Here is a 20608-nt window from a genome sequence, read left to right as displayed (position 1 = left end):
CTTGTATTCATTTTAGCCCAATATTTTCTGTCTAATTTTTTGAACCAGCATCTTGCCCATTCGATTTTTAAGACGGTCCGGGTTGTTGATATTCTTACGAACGGAATCGAACCCCATGAACGGCGTTCTCACAATCTTATTTAGCAGGAAGTAGGCATTAAACTTATGGAAGTTTCTCCTCAGCAGGACATCCTTTGAGCTTCTATTGCTATAGGGAATCAGTATGGATTTCAATTTGTCCACACTTGTGGATTTGATCAAGTAGGCAAAATGCCCGGAGTTTACACTTTTTCCCTGGGTTTTCCTGGGGCGCCCTATAAACTCATTCACCGGAGAGCAGTCCAATTTATGCCAACCAAGCCAAAGCATATCCCAGTCTTCAGGAAGCATATCAGGTGATAGCTCTTTAAATTTGTTTGCGAAACCCTTTTTAATTACGGCGTCATCTTCAAAAACAAGTCCCACATTACATTCCGGATTTTCAGCGATTTTTTCCCACACATGGACATGACTAAGCAGGGTTCCCAGGCTTCCTGCCAATTTTAATTTAAAATCATCTGCAAGATATCCCCGACTGAGATAATCATCAATATCGACATCTAATCCGTAAATTGCCGGAAACCATTTTACATCCAGATTAGCACGACGGGCATATTTATAAAAATAATCACGCCTTTTAGGGCTACGTTCAAGACTGATTACATAAGCTTTATCGTAATGCATGCTTTTAAAGCGTCGACTGCTGGTAATTCACCATCAACTAGACCTTTTTTACTCCTCTTCCCTAAATTTAGAATAATCATATGCTTGACACCTTCGCAAAAAGTCCCTCTCGCTCGCGCAGAGCGTTGCATTGAGCCCTTCGGCTAAGCTCAGGAGCCACCTGTCGAAATGACGCAAAATGTTGATATACATGGATTTAGGGCACATTTCATGAATTCTCAGATACTTTTTGCGGTTTCGTCACATTTGAATCTTCCTCTATGCTAAAGCGCATATTCGTTGATAGATTGAACGGATTGGGGAATACATCAAATTTGTTAACAAAGGGCGACACTGGCTCTTCTTCATTCCTCGGAGCTACAGGTTTGGCTGTCAAACCCATTACGGAGACAATCGAACTCATCCCAGAAAGAAGTTCAAATTTATTCTTTGCAATTATGTGATAGTCAAGATCATCAATAGGCATTGATGTGTTGGTGTGGATGTCGATAAAAGAGGGGAACCTAGTCTGTGATACTCGTCCTTGTTCCCACCATGATCCACCATTTTTTCTAATATATACAATATACTCATCGATGTTTGGTTCAGTATTTCGCGCCCAGGTAATTTTAGGGTGATCTGAAACTATGGAAAGTTGTCCATTTGATGGGGCATTGGGAGCAGCAGGGCTCCCAAACATTACAGAATCAGAAAAGAATGACAGCAGGCCAGCATTTGAGGCGGCAACTTTGTAAAAAGCTGCTTCATAAGTCCCTAAGGTCAAAGATCCATCAATAAACATGGTTGATAATTTTGAAGATTGACCTATCTCAGTATAAGAAGTGGCTGGCGGCGAATCCGTAATGCACCTATAAATCTTGTATTGATTCCAATAGTCGTCGGAAGGCGTATGATGTTGCCAGTCTAAAGCTGCACCTCCACCAACATTAATTTCAGCCATTAGATTCAGAGGAGTATAGGGCTTAAATTTGGATGTTGACGGTGTCCCCATTCCTTTAAGTTCCCAAAAATTGATGGTTGAATGCGATGTGACTTCTACCCAATTTGGGGTATTAAATCCATAGGAGTTAATCCAAAATGAATTGTCATTGTAATCAAATCTCACCCAAATATCGATAGAGCTACCTGTGGGTGTGCCAAGATAATTGTAATAGCCTATCCTGTCATCCCGATAGTCTAAAAAGAGATAATACGAATCTTCCCCAGCTTCAACACTCCGCTTGTATTTTCCATACCCAAAAACATTATCTGGTGATCCACTATTGTCTTCTGAGCGAACAAAATTAAATCCATAGTCTACACTATTATTTCTTGTTGTGGAATATTCTAGGTAATCATAGTCCGTCGAAATCCAGGTAGCCTGTGCAGAATAATTTGGAATACCTCCATCACTTGCCCATACTGTACTAACAGACTCCATGATAAAAGTTGTACTTGCAGAGCTATGCAATTCATCCTTCGCGATTGGATAGAGTTCAACGGGCAACGCGAACTCGGGTGACGACTGTGCAAATATACAGCTCGAAAGAACACCCAAGAATACTCCCTTTAACAAATTCATTCCCCAATCCCCTCTTATTTAATGATAAAAAGATTCCCACTTGGATCTCTCCAAGTTGACCAAAGTGCCTTACCGTCCTCAGTGATAGCAGGTGATACTCCTAAGCCGGCATAGCTTCCGAGCGCTAGGACCCATCTGGATTGACCATTGCCCTCAAAAGCAGAAATAAAACAATCGCCGTTTGAGAGGTCTTGACTCCCCACAAAAACTACATTATTACCGTCGCAAATCAGAGGTGAGACTGTTCTACCCTCAATGGGATGTTTCCAGCGCAAAGCTCCTCGATATGTCAGTGAGTAAAGAGTATCAGTTGCAAAATAGATATTGCCATCCCAATCAATTGTCGGCTCCGTATTATCAAGAAGTCGGGTATTTTGGAATTCAAACTCCCAGAACAGAGTGCCGTTTGGATAAAGGGAAACAATTTTCCTATTTGCTGGACTTAGATGGTCACCAGGTATAAAAATAATATTCCCGCTATTATTTATTACTGGTGCTGACGAAAGAGTTTTATCACCATATACCCAACTAATTGCTTGAGCTTCTATATTGAATGCTAAAACCGAAGTCTCTATCCCTTGAATATAAAGCATGGTTCCGTCTGGAGAGAAGGTGGGTGAAGCGTCGTACCAATGCAGAAAACGCGAGTCGTGGTATTGCCAGGATATTACCCCCTGATCATTCAGACATATCAAATTATGCTCCCCGTCTATGAAATATAAATTGCCCTCTCGATCGATATTCGGACCGAGAGTCTCCATACCATAAACATCTGTACTCCAGAGTACACTGCCAGAAGGTGAAAAGGCTTTAATACTATCCCAACCCCCAACGTATATATTGCTATCAATCCCAATAATTGGCGTTGACTGGCAATCGAAGTTATATGTCCAAAATATTGTTCCATCCATCCCAATCTTATAGAAAGGGAATGGGTATTCATAACTTCCAATAAATACAGATCCTCCATAGCCGATCGAAGGTCCGGATTCAGTAATCCCAGAATGAATGATACTTTCAACAACTCCTTGACTAGGACCAGAATACTGACTCCTACCTGTCGATTGTGGGTCGCGATGCTGCATTGGCCAGGATGAATTTGCCAAGGATGGCCAAGGGATCTGGATTTGAGGGGAAATTTCCTCGTCAATTGTAAGCGTTGTAATTGATACTCTTTCTGTTGAGTCGACTTGTTCTCCTTCCACTATGAGAATTGCTCTATATCCATAGTTAGAATTAAAATCCAAAATGGTATCATAGAGAGTAGTGTCTGAATCCACTACCCGACTCGATAGTATTAAATCGGAGTCACGAAATAATTGAAAATCCCAGGGCGAAACATCCTGATCAATCGAGACCATTAACCCAACATAGCGTGGACCAATATCAAGGATGGAAACAGATATCTCTACTTCCGCATCTGGCTCGTCTTGATTCCAAAGATTACAGTGGAACAATGAAAACAGTGTGACAAGAATTATAATAAATGTTTTGCTGCGCATATTCCCTCTCACATTGCATTGAACTGGCGGAATCAGCTACAAATGCTTGTTAGTTTGCTGCCACTGTATGACGGCACTCACTGGACGGAAACTGGTGAGCGACCTTGTCAGCGGCTGCATATTTTGTTTTATCCAAATCACCAATCTTTGTGCCCTCGCTCTCGGTGGTTAACATGTTGGAATTAATTCCCAACGCATCATGCGTCAGCTGCTCTCCAGAAAGTCAGCCGGACATTGCCCTTGAAAAACAGCTGTTCTTCCATAAGCGACCAACTACTTCCCCTGAGAATCTCGCGAAGACCTCCCTGGTTCATCCAGACCTTGAAGTTTTCGAAATGTTCATCACCAGCCTGTTGTTCAATTCGGCGAACGCCCCATTTGAAGAAGCCAGCCAAAAAGGTGTGATCATCTGGGAAATCAAAATCGACCACTGAAAAGATACCCTCAGGCTTTAATAGACGCTTTACTTCTTTTAGTTCAAGGTTGATGATTTTTGTTTCTTTCTCATGAAGGGCAAACTGTGAAAGAATGAGATCGAAGGAATTATCATGAAAAGGAATATCAGTCGCATCGGCCTGTTGACATTTCCCCGGTGCTTGTTTGGCTGCTCTGTCCAGCATGGCGTCTGATAAATCTATCCCAACAGCGTTCATGTTTGCTGGTAATAATGACAACTGTTTACCGGTTCCACACCCCACGTCAAGTATCCGTTCGGGCTGATGTTTTATTGCCCAATCAACAAGGGCATTTCGAATTCTATTCAAAAACGGATTCAGCAGTAAATCGTACGCCTTTGAAGAGTGGTCGTAGTCGTCGTGGGGTGTGTTATTCGTCACAGTTTTAATTTCTGTCAAAAACTATACCTCACTTTCATGTAAACCATATCATTATCATCAAAATACCCAAACTGTCCTGGATCGTCACCATCCTCTATATCAGCATCTTTCACAAAGATATTTGCGCCAGCCAGTATCTCGAAACCATCGGCAAAATCATAAGTCAGGGTTGGACGGATGAGAGCATCACTTTTGTTCAAGCCAATATATCCAAATAATTGAGCGGTAAGCGTTTCCCTGAGAAAGGTCCGATTTGCCGAAAAAGTCATGGTATTGACGGCTTCATCCTGGACGATAGCCTCATCATAATCAATGATCACCTGCTGGATGATTTGACTACTAAAGCGAGTCGCACCAATTGAAAAATCTAGTCCTAATAGATAATGCATATAATCTTGCTCCAAAAGATCAGCAGCTAACCCCATTGCGTTGACAGCTGAGAATTGTTTCCCTTGATAATAGGCACCCTCTCCGCGTACAACCATCCCGTCCAATTCTGTACTAAAACTACCACCAGCAACACTCAACCGATGATGTTGAGGACTGAGGGTAACACCAGTGATAGCACCCATTTCAATAGTTGGCGTGACATGCATCGTTGGATCATCATCCCACATGTATCCCGCCATAACTTCATAATCCATAAATGACATGATACCGGATAGTTTCATGAAAACCTCACTGTTTTCAAGATTTGCTGCAATGACTTTCTCTGAATAATCATACGTCACAGGCATAGCAAACACGGGAGTGCGTGACCATATAGAACTTGTCTCTGGGAAGATCGTTGCAGAAAAGGCTGGGATATACACCAGTTCAAACGTTTGGTTGCCTATATATTGATTTAATTTAAGAGCGGTGATTCCCGTACGAATCTCATCGAAATCAGGTAATAAAAATTCATTTAAATCTTTTGGCGAAACGATGTCAGTAATAAAGACACCACTTCCTTTACCCCAGATAATTTGTTGTTTCCCGATCCGAATATCTGTATTGGTAAAATATATATCGAGGTACACTTCACGAAGATCAAAGTTTAAATCACTTCCTGGGGTTTGATAAATAGTGGGGTTGGCAAAGTATCTCACATTGCCACTTCCACCAGTGAATGTCAGGTCAAGTGTGTTTTGGATGATGGCATATTCCTGCTCACCCCCCGTTAATACACCGATATAGTTACGTGCGTATCCCCCGACTTCCACCTGGGCGATTAGGCTGCTCACGAACACAATAAATACTATAATATTTTTAAACATTTGTTTCTTCCTTATTCATATTGCGATGGACCATACTATTTACCCATATTCGCTTATAAGTTGGTCATAACGCTGTAGATCTATATACTTCGACTCCGCTCAGCATGACGAACGGTATCTCTTTAACTTTCAACCTTCATCTTTTAACTTTTAACTTTTAACTTTTAACTTCTAACTTCTAACTTCTAACTTCTAACTTACCTAACTCCCCGCCTCATCATTCTTTCGGTAAACATATTGTCTGCAATCGTTTTATTGATAATAACATCACTTAGTCTCATAATCGTGCTATGACCATTCTGATCATTCGCCATTTTCACTTCAGTCAATACGACGACATCACCATATTCTTCATACTTTATAAGATTGAGTTGTTTTAAGAATTCTTCATCTTCATCATAAAACTCTTTTTTGTAACCAATCCACTTGTCTTTGATGACCCAAGTCACCGTTTTCGTGTACATATACTCTTCATCAAGAGGAACGCTCTCGACGATATAGCATTCATGACCGTCAATGGTTTCTTCACCAATTAATTTATGGGTGTCTTCGGATGGGTGACGGTCACCCAGATCATCATAAGTAAAATCGGAGCCCATGAAATAGTCACTATCACTATCACTGGAGATGCGCTTGATTTTTTTAAGAGCGGGTAAATAGATCCACTGATCCTCGCTCCCATCATCAAAACTCCAATTCATAAAAGTTGTGTTTTTCACATCTTTCGGTTTCAGAAATATCATGAGTTTCTTTTCTGCATCTTTAAAATCTTTGATATACTGTTTGATCTCTCGGACACGTTGTACGCCTCTGGAGTTTTCCAGGATCATACTCATATTCGCTTCCATCGTTTTACTTACGGGACGATTGTAAGACTTTTCGATAATCTCAAGACCAGTGGGTTGCTTAGCGAAAAGGGTTCCGCTCAGGATTAATACCAGGCTGATAAGTTTTGTTAATGTTTTCATTTTATTGCTCCTTATGGATGCAACCACGGATTACACGGATTGCACGGATTTTTTAAATATGATAATATTCTCATTTATTCTTTAAAGAATTTGTTTTGCTTTCATTGCACACTTTGCTGTACAGAAAAGCTTGCGCTATTATCATGATACTTTTTCATCTTCTTTGTTGAAAATACCTGATTTAACAACCAGAAGAACCATGACAGTCAAAGTGCCAACAAAGCTAACAAACATGTTCATGGACACCAGGGTACCCAGCGCGCGGTTCGGTGGAAATACGGAGGCCAGGAGAACCAGGAAACCTGCGATAACAACAACGGCATTAAAAACGATTGCTCGCCCGGAATGATCCATGGTCTCAGAAACAGCTGTCTCCAGAGATAGACCCATGCGGCGATTCAAGCGATAGCGATCTAAAAAGTGAACGGCGTAATCAATTCCAATTCCGATTGTAATACTTGAGAGTAAGGCTGTGGTTGTATTAAGGGGGATATTGAATATCCCTAACACCCCAAACCCAATAAGCGCGGTAATGACGATTGGAAAACTTCCAACCAGTCCCACCTTGATGCTTCCAAACATAAAACTCAATAAACCGATGATTATAACGATGGAAAGCACCAGACTCATTATCTGACCTTCAAGGATCAAATCTGTAAAGATCAGGGCTTTATATCCAGAACCTGCAAAGTTTAGTTCAACACCCATCTCATTCAAGGGCACACGATAGGCTTCAATGCGGTCTAACACTTCATTGATCGCCTTGGAGTTATCACTTTTAATCTGGAAAGTTACGTTCAAGCGACGGTAATCATAGTCTGTGACCCTCCATAGATTCTCTGGATCACCTGACATTTCATATAGTAGTAGATACTGGGCGTTCAGTTCTTCATTATCCGGAATGGTGTTAAAAGCCTCTTGATCCTCATTCATGACTTTATTCATACGTTTCAAGTAATCAGTCAACGCAAAGGAGCTACCTACCATATCGTAGGCTTCTACATCATCCTGCATCTTATCTACAAGTCTTAGGACAGCTGATTGTTTGAAAGTTCCTTCAACTTCAGTTTCCAGGATAACATTGATTGTGGAGGTTCCGCCAAACTTAGAGTTAATGAATGCATCTGTGAGAACAATATCTGAATCAGATTCGAATTTGTCCAGGAAGCTCGAATTGATCCATACTTTGTTGATCCCCCAGAGAGACAAGATTACCAAACCAAGTGTGATTACCCAGGTCAGTTTTTTTTGTGAAAGCAGACCTTCGGAAAACTTTCGAGCAATACTTGAATCGTGAGACGAATTTTTACCTTCTTTGATCCGCATTTTTGGCAAGTTGAAGGCCATGATTCCAGCTGGAATAAGTACCAGGGTTAGGAACATGGCAGCCAAAACACCAAAAGCGGTAAATAGACCAAAATATTTTATGGGATATACTTGCGAGGTTAAAAGTGAGATAAAACCGACGGCTGTCGTTATTGAGGTCATCACTACCGGTTTCCACATCCCATTCAACATATCTTTCACAGCGGTGATTTTATCAGCCCCTGGATTTTTTCTCATAAATATACCGAGATGACTGTAAAAGTGGATTCCATCAGCGACCCCGATGGCAATCAACATCACGGGTATCATGGTTGACACTGCATAGGTGGGAATACCTACCAGCGCCATAAGACCAAAAGTCCAAACAGAGCTGACGGCTACAACTAAAAAAGTAAACAGGGTACTTTTCAAACTTCTCAGGACCCCCAATAGTACGATTAGAATTGCGAGAATAACCACAGGGACCATCCGCTTCATGTCTGCAGGACCAAGCAAAGCCATGGTCCCTTCAACAATAGGACTACCCGCTACATATATTTTTTCCGGACCTTCATATTTTTCACCTAACGCTATAATGGCTTTGTAAAAATCCTGTGTAAAAACATCATCATCAATTCGAGCTATAATGACACCAACTGTCTCATCCTCAGAGACCAGACGTCCTGCAACCATTTCATTCGATGCAACGCCAACGCGCATGGCATCAAGCTTTTCAGTCTTGGGAACACGTTTATAGAAGGCTTTGACATCCATGCCTTCTTCCGTACCAATAATATTATCCGCAGTGTACAGGGAAGTCACATCAGCCTTATGGATCTCATCCATCTTTTGGAGGGCCTTGGTAATGTCTTTGATCTTCTGCAAAGTTTCCGGGTTGTAGATGGATTCGGGATGTTCGATAGCGATGATGATCCCATCTTTGATATCGAACATTTCTTCTGCAGCGTCGCTATAGACAAAGGCAGGATGGTTGTGAGGCATGTACTTATCAAGATCTGTTTCCATCCGACCTTTATCTTTGATCTGTTTAAAGAAAAAGATCGTGAGAAGCAGAATTGCCCCCATCACCCAATAGGGATGATTCAGGATTTTATCTCTCATTGTTTTCATATTGTACTCCCTTTGTTATTGTTCACAAACCCCTTGGGGTAAAAAAATATTATTCGATGATGAACAGTCTTCTAAAATCTTTAAAAAGTGCGGTTGCCCGTTCGCTTAAATCAAAGTTATGTTCAAATAAATGCCACTGTGTCACAAGAAATCTGAATGATCCAATGACCAACAGGGCAATCTGTTCAGCCTGAATATCCTGGCGCATTTTCCCCATTTGTTGAGACATGCGAATCACGGTAACAAATCTTTTCTGAGTCTCATCCATCAAGGCTTTGATCTGTTGAGAAAGGTCATTATCTCCAGAAAATATTTCTTCTGAAAAGATGATGGCAGCCAGTCCAGGCGTATCCGTGAAGCTGGCAATGTGGTTGAACATAGTGCATTCGACCAAATCCCAACCCGTCTTATTGGGTTTCTCTGGAGCTTGGCCATTCTGGCGAATCAGATTAAGGATCCCCAACATGATTTCCTTTTTGCTCTTGAAATGTCGATAGAGGGCTGGTTCCGTCACTTCAATTTTTGAAGCAATATTACTCATTGTTAGTGAAGACATCCCACCAGCAGAGATAAGATCCACAGCTGTATGGATAATCTGGAGTTGTCTCTTTGTATATGCAGATACCATTACATTCCCCTTCGTTAGTTATCGCTCACTAACTTATTTCGCTAGATGATGATTGCAAGTATTTTTACTACTTTTGCGAAAACCACCGGGACGCGGCAATCTCGGAATATGGCTACATTAACCCAGTGGATATTGAGCGTGTCTCCCTGAGGCTCGAAGGGTGTACACATCGGGTTCTTTATGAACATAACCCAACATTATTATCCGTCACTTTAATAACAAAAATTTGAGATCGCCGCAGTCGTTTCACTCCTTCGCGAAGACACCAATAGGAAATTCCAAATATTCCCCATCTGTCTTTGCGAGGAACGTAGGGACGCGGCAATCTCACTCCCACCCAGCAACATTATTTGCCTTTTAACAAACACTTGTAAAATGAACATATGTTCATTATATTCTCGTCATGAAAAACATGGATCACTCCAGAAGACAACGCTCTCGGGGAGCCTATCGCAAACGACGAATTGCTTCACCACCCCGTTTCAGCAATTTTAAGCCATCAGGGGTTCCCAGGATAAGTCTGGAACAAATTGTTATTACTATAGATGAATATGAAGCCTTCCGCCTGGCAGATCACCAGGGTCTGGATCACCTACAGGCTTCTATTCAGATGGACATCTCCCGACCCACCTTCTCCCGGCTTATCGAAAAAGCGCGTACCAAAATTGCCCACGCTATTATCGATGGGCTTGAACTCTTGATTGAAGGTGGTAATATTGATTTCTCTCAGGGAATGCACCGCTGCCGTGATTGTGGTGAAGAACAAACCCATGCCATCACTAAAATGATAGCGGATTGTCCAGAATGCGGATCCGAAGACCTGGAAGATCTCACGTCAAAATATTTAAAAACAAATTCTGAGAATAGAGGAACAACAATTTGAACATCGTCATCGCCAGCGGTAAAGGGGGCACTGGAAAAACCACCCTGGCAACCAATCTTGCCAGCTATCTTGCCCAAAATCACCAAGTTGTCTTGAGCGATCTGGACGTAGAGGAGCCCAACTCAGCTCTCTTCATCAACGGCCAGGAAACTCAGCAAACTGATAAATTCAAAATGATCCCAAAATGGAACGGTGAATGTACTGGCTGTGGTATCTGCCAGGATGTCTGTGCCTATAATGCGATCCTGCAACTGGGTACCAATATCATTCTTCACGCGCAGTTATGTCACAGTTGTTACGCCTGTTCCGAGTTGTGTCCCATAGATGCCCTACCTATGGAGCCGGTTCAAATGGGTGTCATGTCTGAGATCAAAACCCCTGTAATGGAGTTCATCGAAAGCAAATTGAATGTCGGCGAAGAACAAGCCGTGCCCCTGATCAAAGAAACAACTGATTTTATTCAAGAGCAGTATCCTGATCCTGTAATTAAAATTTATGATGCGCCTCCCGGAACTTCATGCCCAGTCATCGAAGCTGTAAAAACCGCTGATTATGTCATCCTCATCACTGAACCAACGCCCTTTGGCCTCCATGATATGAGCCTCATGGCCGGAGTCGTTCGTGATATGGATAAACCCTTTGGGGTCGTGATCAATCGCTACGGCGTTGGGAATGATGATGTACTGGATTACTGCAGCAAAGAAAAAATTGATGTGATCGCCAAAATTCCTAACGAACGCAAGATCGCGGAGACCTATTCACGAGGCGAACTCCTCTTTGAAAAGTTCCCTGCTGTCAAAGCCGCCTTGCGAGATATTGAGCATCATCTTTTCAGTCTCGATCCTGGAGCTGTATCATGAGACGGAAACTAAAAGAGATCGTTGTCATTTCCGGCAAGGGTGGTACTGGCAAAACATCCGTAACCGCCTCCTTTGCAGTCCTGGGTGGGAATAATGTCGTTTTGGCTGACTGCGATGTAGATGCCGCCGATATGCACCTCCTGATGCAGCCCGAAATCCAACAAAGTGAAGCATTTTTCAGTGGTGCCATCGCAAAAATTGACCCAGACCTCTGTACGGGCTGTGGGCTATGTGCTGAAGTCTGTCGCTTTGATGCAATCTTTCCCAAAGATGATAAATATGTGATAGATCCCCTGAACTGCGAAGGATGCGGCTACGGACCCAGGGTATGTCCTGAGGCAGCCATTGACATGCTTGATGCCAATGTGGGAGACTGGTATCGATCCACAACTCGGTTGGGCACACATCTGGTTCACGCTAAACTGGGGATTGGTGCTGATAATTCAGGCAAGCTTGTTACCAAAGTTAAGGAAGAAGCTAAACAACTTGCTTTTGCAGAAGAGAAACCGATTCTACTTATAGATGGACCTCCCGGGGTTGGCTGTCCCGTTGTAGCAGCTCTGGCCGGTGCCGATTATGTTGTGATTGTTATAGAGCCTACTGTATCAGGCATCCATGATCTCAAACGGGTTCAAGAACTTATTGGAAAATTCAGGATCCGCTCTGGCTGTATCATTAACAAGTTTGATATAAACCTGGACGTAACGAACGAAATAAAAGATTTCATCCAGGAAGCTGGCATAGATCATATCTCAGACCTTCCTTACGATGTAAATTTCACAAAAGCGATGACAGAAGGTAAAACAATTGTCGAGTATGCCCCCCAGGGGACTGGACAATATTTAAGTAAAAGTTGGACTAAAATTAATCAGCTGATCCAGCTGGAAAGAGGGTAATTATGAAAATAGTATTTACAAGTAAAGGCAAGGAAATGGATTCAATGATGGATCCACGTTTTGGGAGGGCAGAGTATCTGCTCATGTACGATGAAGAGACCAAGCAGCATACCGTACATGACAATTCCCAGTCAGGGAAAGCAGCCCATGGTGCCGGCCCCTTGACCGCCCAGAAAGTCTTCGAACTAAAGCCTGATGTTATCATTACGGGAAATGGACCCGGAGACAAAGCCTCAGCTACTTTAAAAATTGCTGATATTGCTATGTATGTTGGTGCCGGAAATATGTCGATCAGTGAGGCATTAACCTCATATCAACAAGACAAACTAGAAAAAATTGAACTATAGGAGAAATAATCATGCCTAGAGGTGATAGAACAGGTCCCCAGGGAAGAGGTAGTATGACAGGTCGGCGTCTGGGACGCTGCACTGGAAATGAAGATCGTAATTTTGGATATGGTTTTGGCGGCAGAGGTCGCGGCCAAGGGTCATTTGGCGGTCGTTTTGGAATGGGTGGTGGTCGCGGGAATGGCTATGGTTACGGTTATCGTACCAATTTCCAGGAAACAGACTATGAAAATACAGTATCACCATCAAACACAGAAGGTACTGAGCTGCGCCAGCAGTTGACCACAGTAATTGATCAGCTATCTAAGTTGCTCAAACAATCAGCGGAATCTGGAGAAGCAAAGAATGAGACAAAATAGTCAAAATCTAGGTGCTGGTGGGGGTTGCCACTGTCCCAAATGTGATTATCGGGCCGCCCACAAACGTGGGATTCCCTGTCAGGACGAAAAATGTCCTCAATGTGGAGCAAAACTAATCCGTGAAGGTTCCTATCATGACGACTTGCTAAAGAAGAAACAGTCAAAGAACTGATTCTTTTTGTCCGTTGAAAGCATGGCTGGAATCTCTACAAAGAAAGGGAGCTACTTATGTTAGATCTAATTGTAAAAGCGAATGATCTGAAATGGCAGGATGCCAGTGAAAGCTACATGCGTGGGACACAAATCAAGATTCTACGGGAAGACGAGGGAGGAAAAACGATTCTTCTGAAAATACCGCCAGGATTCCGCCAGGAAAGTCACTCCCATCTCAGAACTGAACAACATTATGTCATTCAGGGAGCATACGAAATGGGATCCACCCCTTGCCCGGAGGGGACTTATCAGCTTATCCATAAAGACTCAACTCATGGTCCCATAACATCAAAAGCTGGTGCAGTGATCCTGGTCATTTGGCATTAATAAAACCAGAGAATGAGCTGGTTTATTAATAACGTTCTTGGAATAATCAACAGATTGGAGACCCTTAATGCATCTTCGTAATAAATACATAATGGCTCCCATTAAGCTGGGTTATTGTACAGGTGACGGGATGGTTAATGGTAAACATCTTCGCTTTTACAAAGAACGCAATGCCGACATTGGTGCTGTTACCATTGAACCGCTGTATATGGATCCGGGTTTGCGTGAACTTCCGACTCAACTCGGCATTGATAACGATGACAAAATTCATGGTCTCAAACAAATAGTACAGAGTATTCAAGATGGTGGAGCACAGGCAATAGCTCACTTAAGTCATCCTGGCAGAATGGCAAATCCAAAAATTCCAGGTAATTATTTCATGTCGGCAACAGATAAGCCGTGTGAAAATGGAGGCGCTCAACCTGTTCCAATGGATGCGGACCAGATGGCTTCTTCGATCGAGCTGTTTGTTCGCTCAGCCATTCGAGCGGAAAAGTCTGGCTTTGACATGATCGAGCTCCAGATGGGTCACGGATATTTGCTCGCTCAGTTTCTTGCACCTGATGTGAATGACCGTGACGATGAATTTGGTGGCTCACTGGAAAACCGAATGCGTTATCCACTGGCTGTTTTTGATGCCATCCACTCAGCCATCAGAATACCAATTATTGTTCGCTTAAGTGGTTCTGAAATGACACCTCGTGGCATCCAGCTAGAGGAAACACTTATCCTGAGCCACGAGTTGGAAGCGCACGGAGCCACGGCCCTACACGTTTCGGCTGGCTCGGTTTGTTCCACTCCTCCCTGGTTTTTCCAACACATGTTCATACCCAAAGGCAAAACCTGGGAAATGGCGGCGGCTGTTCAATCACGCGTTGGTATCCCGGTTATCTTTGTGGGTCAGATCAATTCACCTCAGGATGTTTCTGAAATAGAAGATAAGTACGATGCCAAATTTATTGCGATTGGGCGAGCCCTCATTGCTGACCCTCATTTTACCAGTAAGCTCGCAGGATCACATCCCGGTCAAATTCGACCCTGTCTGGCTTGCTCTGAGGGCTGCCTGGGCGGTGTAAGAGCTGGCCTGGGATTGCACTGCCTGGTGAATCCATCAGTAGGGGAACCACCCATTCTCACCTTTAAACCTGATCAGAAAAAACGTTTTGCTGTCGTCGGGGCTGGTTTGGCTGGTATGGAAGTAGCCATTGATCTCCATGATCGAGGATATTTGGTTGAACTTTATGAAAAAGATCGGCTGGGTGGGCAATTTAACCTGGCTAGCCTGCCTCCTGGGAAAACATCCTTAGCTCGATTGGTTGAATATTTCCAGCAGGAGATCGCTCTGCGTAAAATTACGATCCACCACTTAACTGCAACCCCAAAACATCTTCTCAAACAAAACTATGATGAAGTGGTTATCGCAACCGGTTCTATTCCCATAACACCGCCTGTTGAAGGGTTGAAAGAATATTACTGGACCGAATTTCTCGAGGATGAGCACCTGCCCAATGGTGAAAAGATCCTGATCATTGGGGGCGGGTTGATCGGTCTGGAGGTAGCGAGCAAACTGGTAGAGAAGCAAAATGAAGTGATCATTGTCGATCTATTACCAGAAGTAGCACAAGATATGGAGCCCATTGAGCGCACCCTAACCTTGAAAAAGCTAAAGGCCAATAAGGTGAAATTCCTGCTCGAAACCAGTGTCAGCCTCATTGAGGATGACGTGATTCACCTGACCGGAGTCAACACCCAAAAACTTGTGAATATTGACAAGATTGTTTTGACCACTGGTATGCGAAGTGAAAACAGTCTTTGCTCTCAGCTCAAGTCCCATCTTCCTTGCCATTTGATCGGTGATGCCCGTAGAGTGGGTAAAGCCCAGGATGCTATTCGAGATGCCTATGAGTCTGTCCAACGATTATAGAAATTTCCGGCGATAGTTAATCAAATCCTCAAGAGATAAATAACTCCAATTTCCAGGATTTTTAACTGGGATCATATTCCTGAAAGATCAATTGTTACGATAAAATTAATTATTTATTAATTTTGTCACTTTTTCTCTTGTGCATCAGCGCTCCCCTTGATATACTACGTCCAATCAAACCAACAAAAGGAGGTTCTATGCAACGCAATAGCGTGAACAAAGTGCTATTAGTTGGACGCACCGGCAGCGATGCCGACATGAAGTACACCACCAAGGGATTGGCCATCGCCAACATCAGTGTGGCCACTACAGACACCAGAAAAAACGGAAAAGGAGAATTTGAAGATACAACAGAATGGCATCGTATTGTTCTTTTTGGTAAAAATGCTGAATTTACCGAAAACTATGTCAAGAAGGGTGCTTTGATCTATGTCGAAGGTCGATTGCAAACCCAGTCATGGGAAGATAAAGAAGAAAATCGTCATTTCAGAACGGAGATCATTGCAGACAAGGTGACCATGCTTGGCAGTTCAAAAAAGGGGAATGGTAAAAAGGAACCCGTAGCAGTCGCCGAGGGTGAAGAAGAAGTCCCTTTTTGATCTAATCCAGTGTCCCGGGAAGCCACGCCGGCCGGCGCCTCCAGAAGGTATTCTTCGCTTCCTTTCTCAGGGTTAGTTGTCACCTTAAAGACGACCACCACAGCTAATTATCCGAAGCTAATATAATTTGAGTGTGCTGGAGCTACTGCTTCTGTTGGATCAGATGTTACATGCAGGCTGATTCTCATATAGATCACTTAGATCCATCTTTGCAATCTCAAGAAAGATGTCAGCCATTTTTTTGGTCACATCCTTAAAATATCTAGCACCTTTTTCTACTGTCGCCTGACGAGGATCACCGATCCCGGTGTCTTCTGTAGCCAGATCCCACTTACGCTCAGTCCAGACCCAGCCTTCTCTAACACCTTTGAGTCTAATCTTATTTTCCCGTCCAGAACCCGCTTCATTCAAGGGTCTTACCAGGTCTGGCCTCAGATGTAACAGAAGAGATGTCTCCATTTCATCAGCATGATCACCAGTATGATCAAAGTATTTACCTTTATCCAGTGTGGTGAACCAATTGGTGTACGCCAAGAACATATCTGGATATTGCAAGCCTAGTTCGCGCAGAACAGGCTTAAAATCATTGCCACCATGAGAATTAAAAATCAGGAATTTCCGAATACCTTGACGGTCAAGGGTATCCAGCACATCACCTACGACAGCCATAAGGGTGCTGGGATTCAAATTTATATCCAGCATAATTTCAGTTTGGCCAGTATTCACACCAAAGGGAATGGTTGGCAAAACCATGATTTTGGCTCCCTGCTCGTAAGCCAATCGAGCTGCTTCCGCTGCCAGGTGGTCAGACTCAATGATATCTGTTGCATAAGGTAGGTGAAAATTATGGGCTTCAGTGGCACCCCAGGGCAGGATGACCAGTTCGATCTCCTGTTGCCGTACATCTTTCCAGTTGCTTTCTGCCAACAAATAGGGTCGCATAAACTTACTCCCAGACTCTTAATATTAATTATTTAAACCTTGACGAAACCGCTAGAAGTATCTGAGAATTCATAAAATGTGCCCTAAAACCATTAAATACAACCACATATAGTGAATAATCCTAAAACCATATATAACAACACTTTGCGTCATTTCGATGAACTCAATACAACGCTCTGCGCGCTCTGCGAGGGGTCGTTTTTGCGAGACCATCAACCTTAAATCGTTGATCTTAACTCACCCTGTTCAGACTTGATCTGCAGGTTATGTATACGATAAGACCTCCAGCTAAATAGGCCGGAACATCCCACAAATCACGGGTAGCTGAATTATCAATTAAGGGTACCAATCCTTCAAATATTATACTGAAAAGGATAACAGCACCCAAAATATGACCAACGCCGAGCTGAAAATTTTCCGGAATCATATCAAGCCGCACCGCCAGGTAAAATGACAGCGGCAGATAAACCGGTAAAGCCAGAACATCACTTAGATGATCACGGAAAAAGGGTGAACGGTTTACTTGAGGAATGACAACCCAACGATTTACCAGATAAAGCAGCGCTGCAAAAAGCGCCAGGATCATCAGATGTTTAAGGCAACGATCAGAGTCAGCGCTATCATGTTGATGCTCAGCCATATCAGACGATTCCTGTTTTCTCTGTTCATGAATAGTGATCCTCATTTCCTCAAAAATTCGATGTTAGTTTAAACGATAACTTGCCAGATAAAACTGAAATAATGTGATCCCCCTGGGCTATTTTTGCCCCCACCGGATATTAACTACTTTGATATACAGAACCCATTTCACATATTTCACAACATGAATAAACAGCGTCTTTTTTCTCGATCATTATTGATTATTCTGATCCTCGGTCTATCAACCAGTCCAAGTTTCGGAAAAATCCACCACCTTAAAATTCCCTCGGTGGCACTAACCGATAGCAATCGCATTATAGTCACAACTCCTGACAATTTTGATGTAAACAAAGAGAGTGGTTACCCATTTATCGCTATGCTGCATGGCTGGAGTGGAGATGAGACCCAATGGGAGGACGATGCTGATTTACAATCTCTGAGCAACCGCTACAATATTCTATTGGTGCTGCCTGATGGGGGTTATGATGGATGGTGGTTGGATACTGATCTGGTTCCAGGAAGGAACTATGCTTCTCACATTCAACAAGAGATCAAAATCTGGATGGTCCTGCATTTTAACGGCTCACCGAAAGCATCCCAACAGGGTATCATGGGTTTGAGTATGGGTGGCTTTGGAGCCTTTGTCCAAGCCCTGGAACACCCCGGAGATTATGCGGCAGCAGCCAGCCTGAGTGGCGTTATGGATATCACTCGCCATCAAGATGGTTGGGGACTAATAGATGTGTTGGGATCGTTTTCTGGGAATCGTGACAACTGGGAAGCCCATAATCCCCTGCACCTGGCACAAAAACCCGCTCCCAGCCATGGTCCTGCACTCCTGCTGATTTGTGGAGATGATGATTTTGCCTTCCCGGAGAATCAAGCGATGGCTCATCAAATGAAAAGTCTGGGCTATTCAGCCAGATTTCAAGTCGAAGAGGGTGCTCACACGCACACGTTTTGGAAAGCTCATGTGGGTGAAGCTATCGATTTTATTGTCTCGAATTTTCAGAAATAAGCAAAGTGCCACTATTTACTGTAATAAGATTTATTCAATTCAGGCTTTAGTGTAGTTTCACTTTCTTCCGGATCTAACGCTCTTGTTCGGTCTCAGACAACACAAAGAACACACCACCGAATACTTTGTCAGCACAATGACAAACTGTACTTCTGGATCATTGGATTGATCCGTCTTTTCCCTTCCCAAGACTAACATTCACCTTATTTTGTAGCTATGAAAACACCTTTCCCAACTCACTTTTCCGTGAATTCCAGGGGTACAGCACGGAAAGGCTCCCTTATATTTCTACATGCTAATAGCTATTCTGCTGATCTCTATCAACCTTTTTTGGAGCCCTTACAGAATGACTATAAAATTTTAGCTCCTGATCTGCCTGGTCACGGGAACTCCCGCTGGACTGGACAGATCCAAGACTGGGCTGACCTGGCTGATCATTTCATCAAACTCCTGGAGCAAGATCCCCCAGCCGCTCCTTTGATCGGGATGGGACATTCCATTGGTGCAGTTGTTATGATGATGATGGCCATCCGCAAGCCAGACTGGTTCCAACGCATCATCCTGCTTGACCCTGTCCTCTTGCCAAAATACATCCTCTGGATCATGCAGGGGCTGCGTTTCACATCTCTGACCCAAATAATACCGCTGGCCAAAGCAGCCGATAGACGGAAATGGTTATTTCCATCCCGGCAGGAAGCATTGGAGCATTTTTCACGAAAAAAGGTGTTTTCACGTTGGGAACCTCGCTTTCTCGAAGCTTATGTAGATACTTGCTTCCACCCCACCAGTGGTAATCAATACCAGCTCTCCTGTGCTCCCCAATTAGAATCCAGCATCTATCAATCATTACCACTAAACGCCTGGACTCTTCCTAAAAAGCTGACCATACCAACACTTTATATTATTGGGAAACACTCAGATACTGTAAACCAGCGTGGGTTCCGGCGACTTGGTAAGTTGGGCGGAATTCATGTTGTCAAAAGCATCACTGGAGGACATCTTTTTCCCTTCGAGAAACCGATAGCCAGTATGGCTCTGATCAAGGACTTTCTGAAACAATGAGAATTGAACTACATGGTACGACAATAAACACTCAGGCAGTTAAAAAAGCCGTTGATATTTTAAAAAATGGTGGTTTGATCATATATCCTACTGACACTGTGTATGGAATTGGCTGTGATATCACTAAAAAAAGCGCTATTGAAAGAATCTATCGGGTTAAAGGGCTTGCAAAGCAAAAACCATTAAGTTTTGTCTGCTCGGATATCAAAGATATCTCAAAATATGCTAAGATATCTACTGCAAATTATCGTGACCTGCGAAAGCACTTGCCCGGCCCCTATACCTTCATCCTGCCGGGAACCAGAGAAGCACCAAAAGTACTCCTTTCCAGACAGAAGACTGTGGGGATCAGAATCCCGGATCATCCTCTGACCATGGCTATTGTAGAAGCTCTGGGAAATCCCATCATTTCTACCAGTGTCAATATTAGTGAACTAAGTTTTGCCAGCGACCCTCAGGAGTTTTCTGAATATTATGAGGGAAAAGTTGATCTCATCCTGGATTCCGGACCAACCTGGGCCGAATTGTCTTCTGTGATCGATATGACGGATGACGATGGACCCGTGGTTATCCGTGAGGGACAGGGAGATGTTAATTGGTGTACACCCTGACTCTTTTGGGGTGATTAT

Annotated in this window: 22 protein-coding genes; 12 read left to right on the top strand and 10 right to left on the bottom strand. The window is 43.2% G+C overall.

The features are described 5' to 3' along the window. Window positions 1-12: 12 nt before the first annotated feature. The 8 genes from U9Q77_11845 to U9Q77_11810 all read right to left on the bottom strand — a co-directional run bounded on the left by U9Q77_11845 (window position 13) and on the right by U9Q77_11810 (window position 9910). Window positions 13-723 carry a glycosyltransferase family 25 protein gene (locus U9Q77_11845; GenBank protein ID MEA3288049.1) on the bottom strand — a complete coding sequence of 237 codons (711 nt, stop codon included), beginning with the start codon at window positions 721-723 and terminating at the stop codon, window positions 13-15. A gap of 208 nt (window positions 724-931) precedes the next feature. Beyond that, window positions 932-2284 carry a hypothetical protein gene (locus U9Q77_11840; protein MEA3288048.1) on the bottom strand — a complete coding sequence of 451 codons (1353 nt, stop codon included), beginning with the start codon at window positions 2282-2284 and terminating at the stop codon, window positions 932-934. 14 nt (window positions 2285-2298) lie between these two features. Continuing rightward, on the bottom strand, window positions 2299-3786 hold the full coding sequence (locus U9Q77_11835) for a PQQ-binding-like beta-propeller repeat protein (GenBank protein ID MEA3288047.1): 1488 nt from the start codon (window positions 3784-3786) through the stop codon (window positions 2299-2301). Between the two features lie 197 nt (window positions 3787-3983). Continuing rightward, a complete protein-coding gene (locus U9Q77_11830) occupies window positions 3984-4640 on the bottom strand; it encodes a methyltransferase domain-containing protein (GenBank protein MEA3288046.1) in 657 nt (218 codons plus the stop codon). After that, the gene (locus U9Q77_11825) at window positions 4637-5878 is read right to left on the bottom strand and encodes a DUF1302 family protein (GenBank protein ID MEA3288045.1); all 1242 of its coding nucleotides are present in this window, start codon (window positions 5876-5878) and stop codon (window positions 4637-4639) included. Before U9Q77_11825 ends, U9Q77_11830 begins: the two co-directional genes overlap by 4 nt. A 197-nt stretch (window positions 5879-6075) precedes the next feature. Next, complete coding sequence (locus U9Q77_11820; protein ID MEA3288044.1) at window positions 6076-6846, bottom strand: outer membrane lipoprotein-sorting protein; 771 nt, start codon at window positions 6844-6846, stop codon at window positions 6076-6078. Between the two features lie 141 nt (window positions 6847-6987). Further along, window positions 6988-9282 (bottom strand): MMPL family transporter, encoded by a 2295-nt coding sequence (locus U9Q77_11815; GenBank protein ID MEA3288043.1) that lies wholly within the window; start codon window positions 9280-9282, stop codon window positions 6988-6990. A 49-nt stretch (window positions 9283-9331) separates the two neighbouring features. Then, window positions 9332-9910 carry a TetR/AcrR family transcriptional regulator gene (locus U9Q77_11810; GenBank protein ID MEA3288042.1) on the bottom strand — a complete coding sequence of 193 codons (579 nt, stop codon included), beginning with the start codon at window positions 9908-9910 and terminating at the stop codon, window positions 9332-9334. Window positions 9911-10322: 412 nt separating this feature from the next. Here U9Q77_11810 and U9Q77_11805 point away from each other — a divergent pair, with 412 nt between their 5' ends. The 9 genes from U9Q77_11805 (at window position 10323) to ssb (ending at window position 16318) form a co-directional block, all read left to right on the top strand. Further along, window positions 10323-10793, top strand: a complete 471-nt coding sequence (locus tag U9Q77_11805; GenBank protein ID MEA3288041.1) for a DUF134 domain-containing protein — start codon at window positions 10323-10325, stop codon at window positions 10791-10793. Next, on the top strand, window positions 10790-11653 hold the full coding sequence (locus U9Q77_11800; protein ID MEA3288040.1) for an ATP-binding protein: 864 nt from the start codon (window positions 10790-10792) through the stop codon (window positions 11651-11653). Before U9Q77_11805 ends, U9Q77_11800 begins: the two co-directional genes overlap by 4 nt. Continuing rightward, window positions 11650-12549, top strand: coding sequence for an ATP-binding protein (locus tag U9Q77_11795; protein ID MEA3288039.1), 900 nt, complete (start codon window positions 11650-11652; stop codon window positions 12547-12549). Before U9Q77_11800 ends, U9Q77_11795 begins: the two co-directional genes overlap by 4 nt. 2 nt (window positions 12550-12551) lie before the next feature. Continuing rightward, window positions 12552-12896, top strand: coding sequence for a NifB/NifX family molybdenum-iron cluster-binding protein (locus U9Q77_11790; protein MEA3288038.1), 345 nt, complete (start codon window positions 12552-12554; stop codon window positions 12894-12896). Between the two features lie 11 nt (window positions 12897-12907). Beyond that, window positions 12908-13255 (top strand): DUF5320 domain-containing protein, encoded by a 348-nt coding sequence (locus U9Q77_11785; GenBank protein ID MEA3288037.1) that lies wholly within the window; start codon window positions 12908-12910, stop codon window positions 13253-13255. Beyond that, a complete protein-coding gene (locus U9Q77_11780; GenBank protein ID MEA3288036.1) occupies window positions 13242-13427 on the top strand; it encodes a ferredoxin in 186 nt (61 codons plus the stop codon). Before U9Q77_11785 ends, U9Q77_11780 begins: the two co-directional genes overlap by 14 nt. A gap of 56 nt (window positions 13428-13483) precedes the next feature. Further along, window positions 13484-13795 (top strand): cupin domain-containing protein, encoded by a 312-nt coding sequence (locus U9Q77_11775; GenBank protein MEA3288035.1) that lies wholly within the window; start codon window positions 13484-13486, stop codon window positions 13793-13795. 67 nt (window positions 13796-13862) lie between these two features. Further along, window positions 13863-15719 (top strand): FAD-dependent oxidoreductase, encoded by a 1857-nt coding sequence (locus tag U9Q77_11770; GenBank protein ID MEA3288034.1) that lies wholly within the window; start codon window positions 13863-13865, stop codon window positions 15717-15719. 197 nt (window positions 15720-15916) lie between these two features. After that, window positions 15917-16318 carry a single-stranded DNA-binding protein gene (gene ssb, locus U9Q77_11765; protein ID MEA3288033.1) on the top strand — a complete coding sequence of 134 codons (402 nt, stop codon included), beginning with the start codon at window positions 15917-15919 and terminating at the stop codon, window positions 16316-16318. Window positions 16319-16477: 159 nt separating this feature from the next. Here the strand turns inward: ssb and U9Q77_11760 are convergent, their stop codons facing one another. Next, the gene (locus U9Q77_11760; protein ID MEA3288032.1) at window positions 16478-17260 is read right to left on the bottom strand and encodes a creatininase family protein; all 783 of its coding nucleotides are present in this window, start codon (window positions 17258-17260) and stop codon (window positions 16478-16480) included. Window positions 17261-17492: 232 nt separating this feature from the next. After that, complete coding sequence (locus tag U9Q77_11755; protein ID MEA3288031.1) at window positions 17493-17900, bottom strand: hypothetical protein; 408 nt, start codon at window positions 17898-17900, stop codon at window positions 17493-17495. Window positions 17901-18083: 183 nt separating this feature from the next. Between U9Q77_11755 and U9Q77_11750 the strand changes: the two genes are divergently transcribed. The 3 genes from U9Q77_11750 to U9Q77_11740 all read left to right on the top strand — a co-directional run bounded on the left by U9Q77_11750 (window position 18084) and on the right by U9Q77_11740 (window position 20590). Then, entirely contained in the window at window positions 18084-18917 is an 834-nt protein-coding gene (locus tag U9Q77_11750; GenBank protein MEA3288030.1) for an alpha/beta hydrolase-fold protein, read from the top strand. A 216-nt stretch (window positions 18918-19133) separates the two neighbouring features. After that, window positions 19134-19979, top strand: a complete 846-nt coding sequence (locus U9Q77_11745) for an alpha/beta hydrolase (protein MEA3288029.1) — start codon at window positions 19134-19136, stop codon at window positions 19977-19979. Next, window positions 19976-20590 carry an L-threonylcarbamoyladenylate synthase gene (locus U9Q77_11740; GenBank protein ID MEA3288028.1) on the top strand — a complete coding sequence of 205 codons (615 nt, stop codon included), beginning with the start codon at window positions 19976-19978 and terminating at the stop codon, window positions 20588-20590. Before U9Q77_11745 ends, U9Q77_11740 begins: the two co-directional genes overlap by 4 nt. The last annotated feature ends 18 nt before the right edge of the window (window positions 20591-20608 follow it).

The organism is Candidatus Neomarinimicrobiota bacterium (assembly GCA_034716895.1).
Lineage (GTDB): Bacteria > Fidelibacterota > UBA8477 > UBA8477 > JABMPR01 > JABMPR01.
Note: the sequence above shows the minus strand (reverse complement) of the source record. Positions and strands in the feature narration are given on the sequence as shown.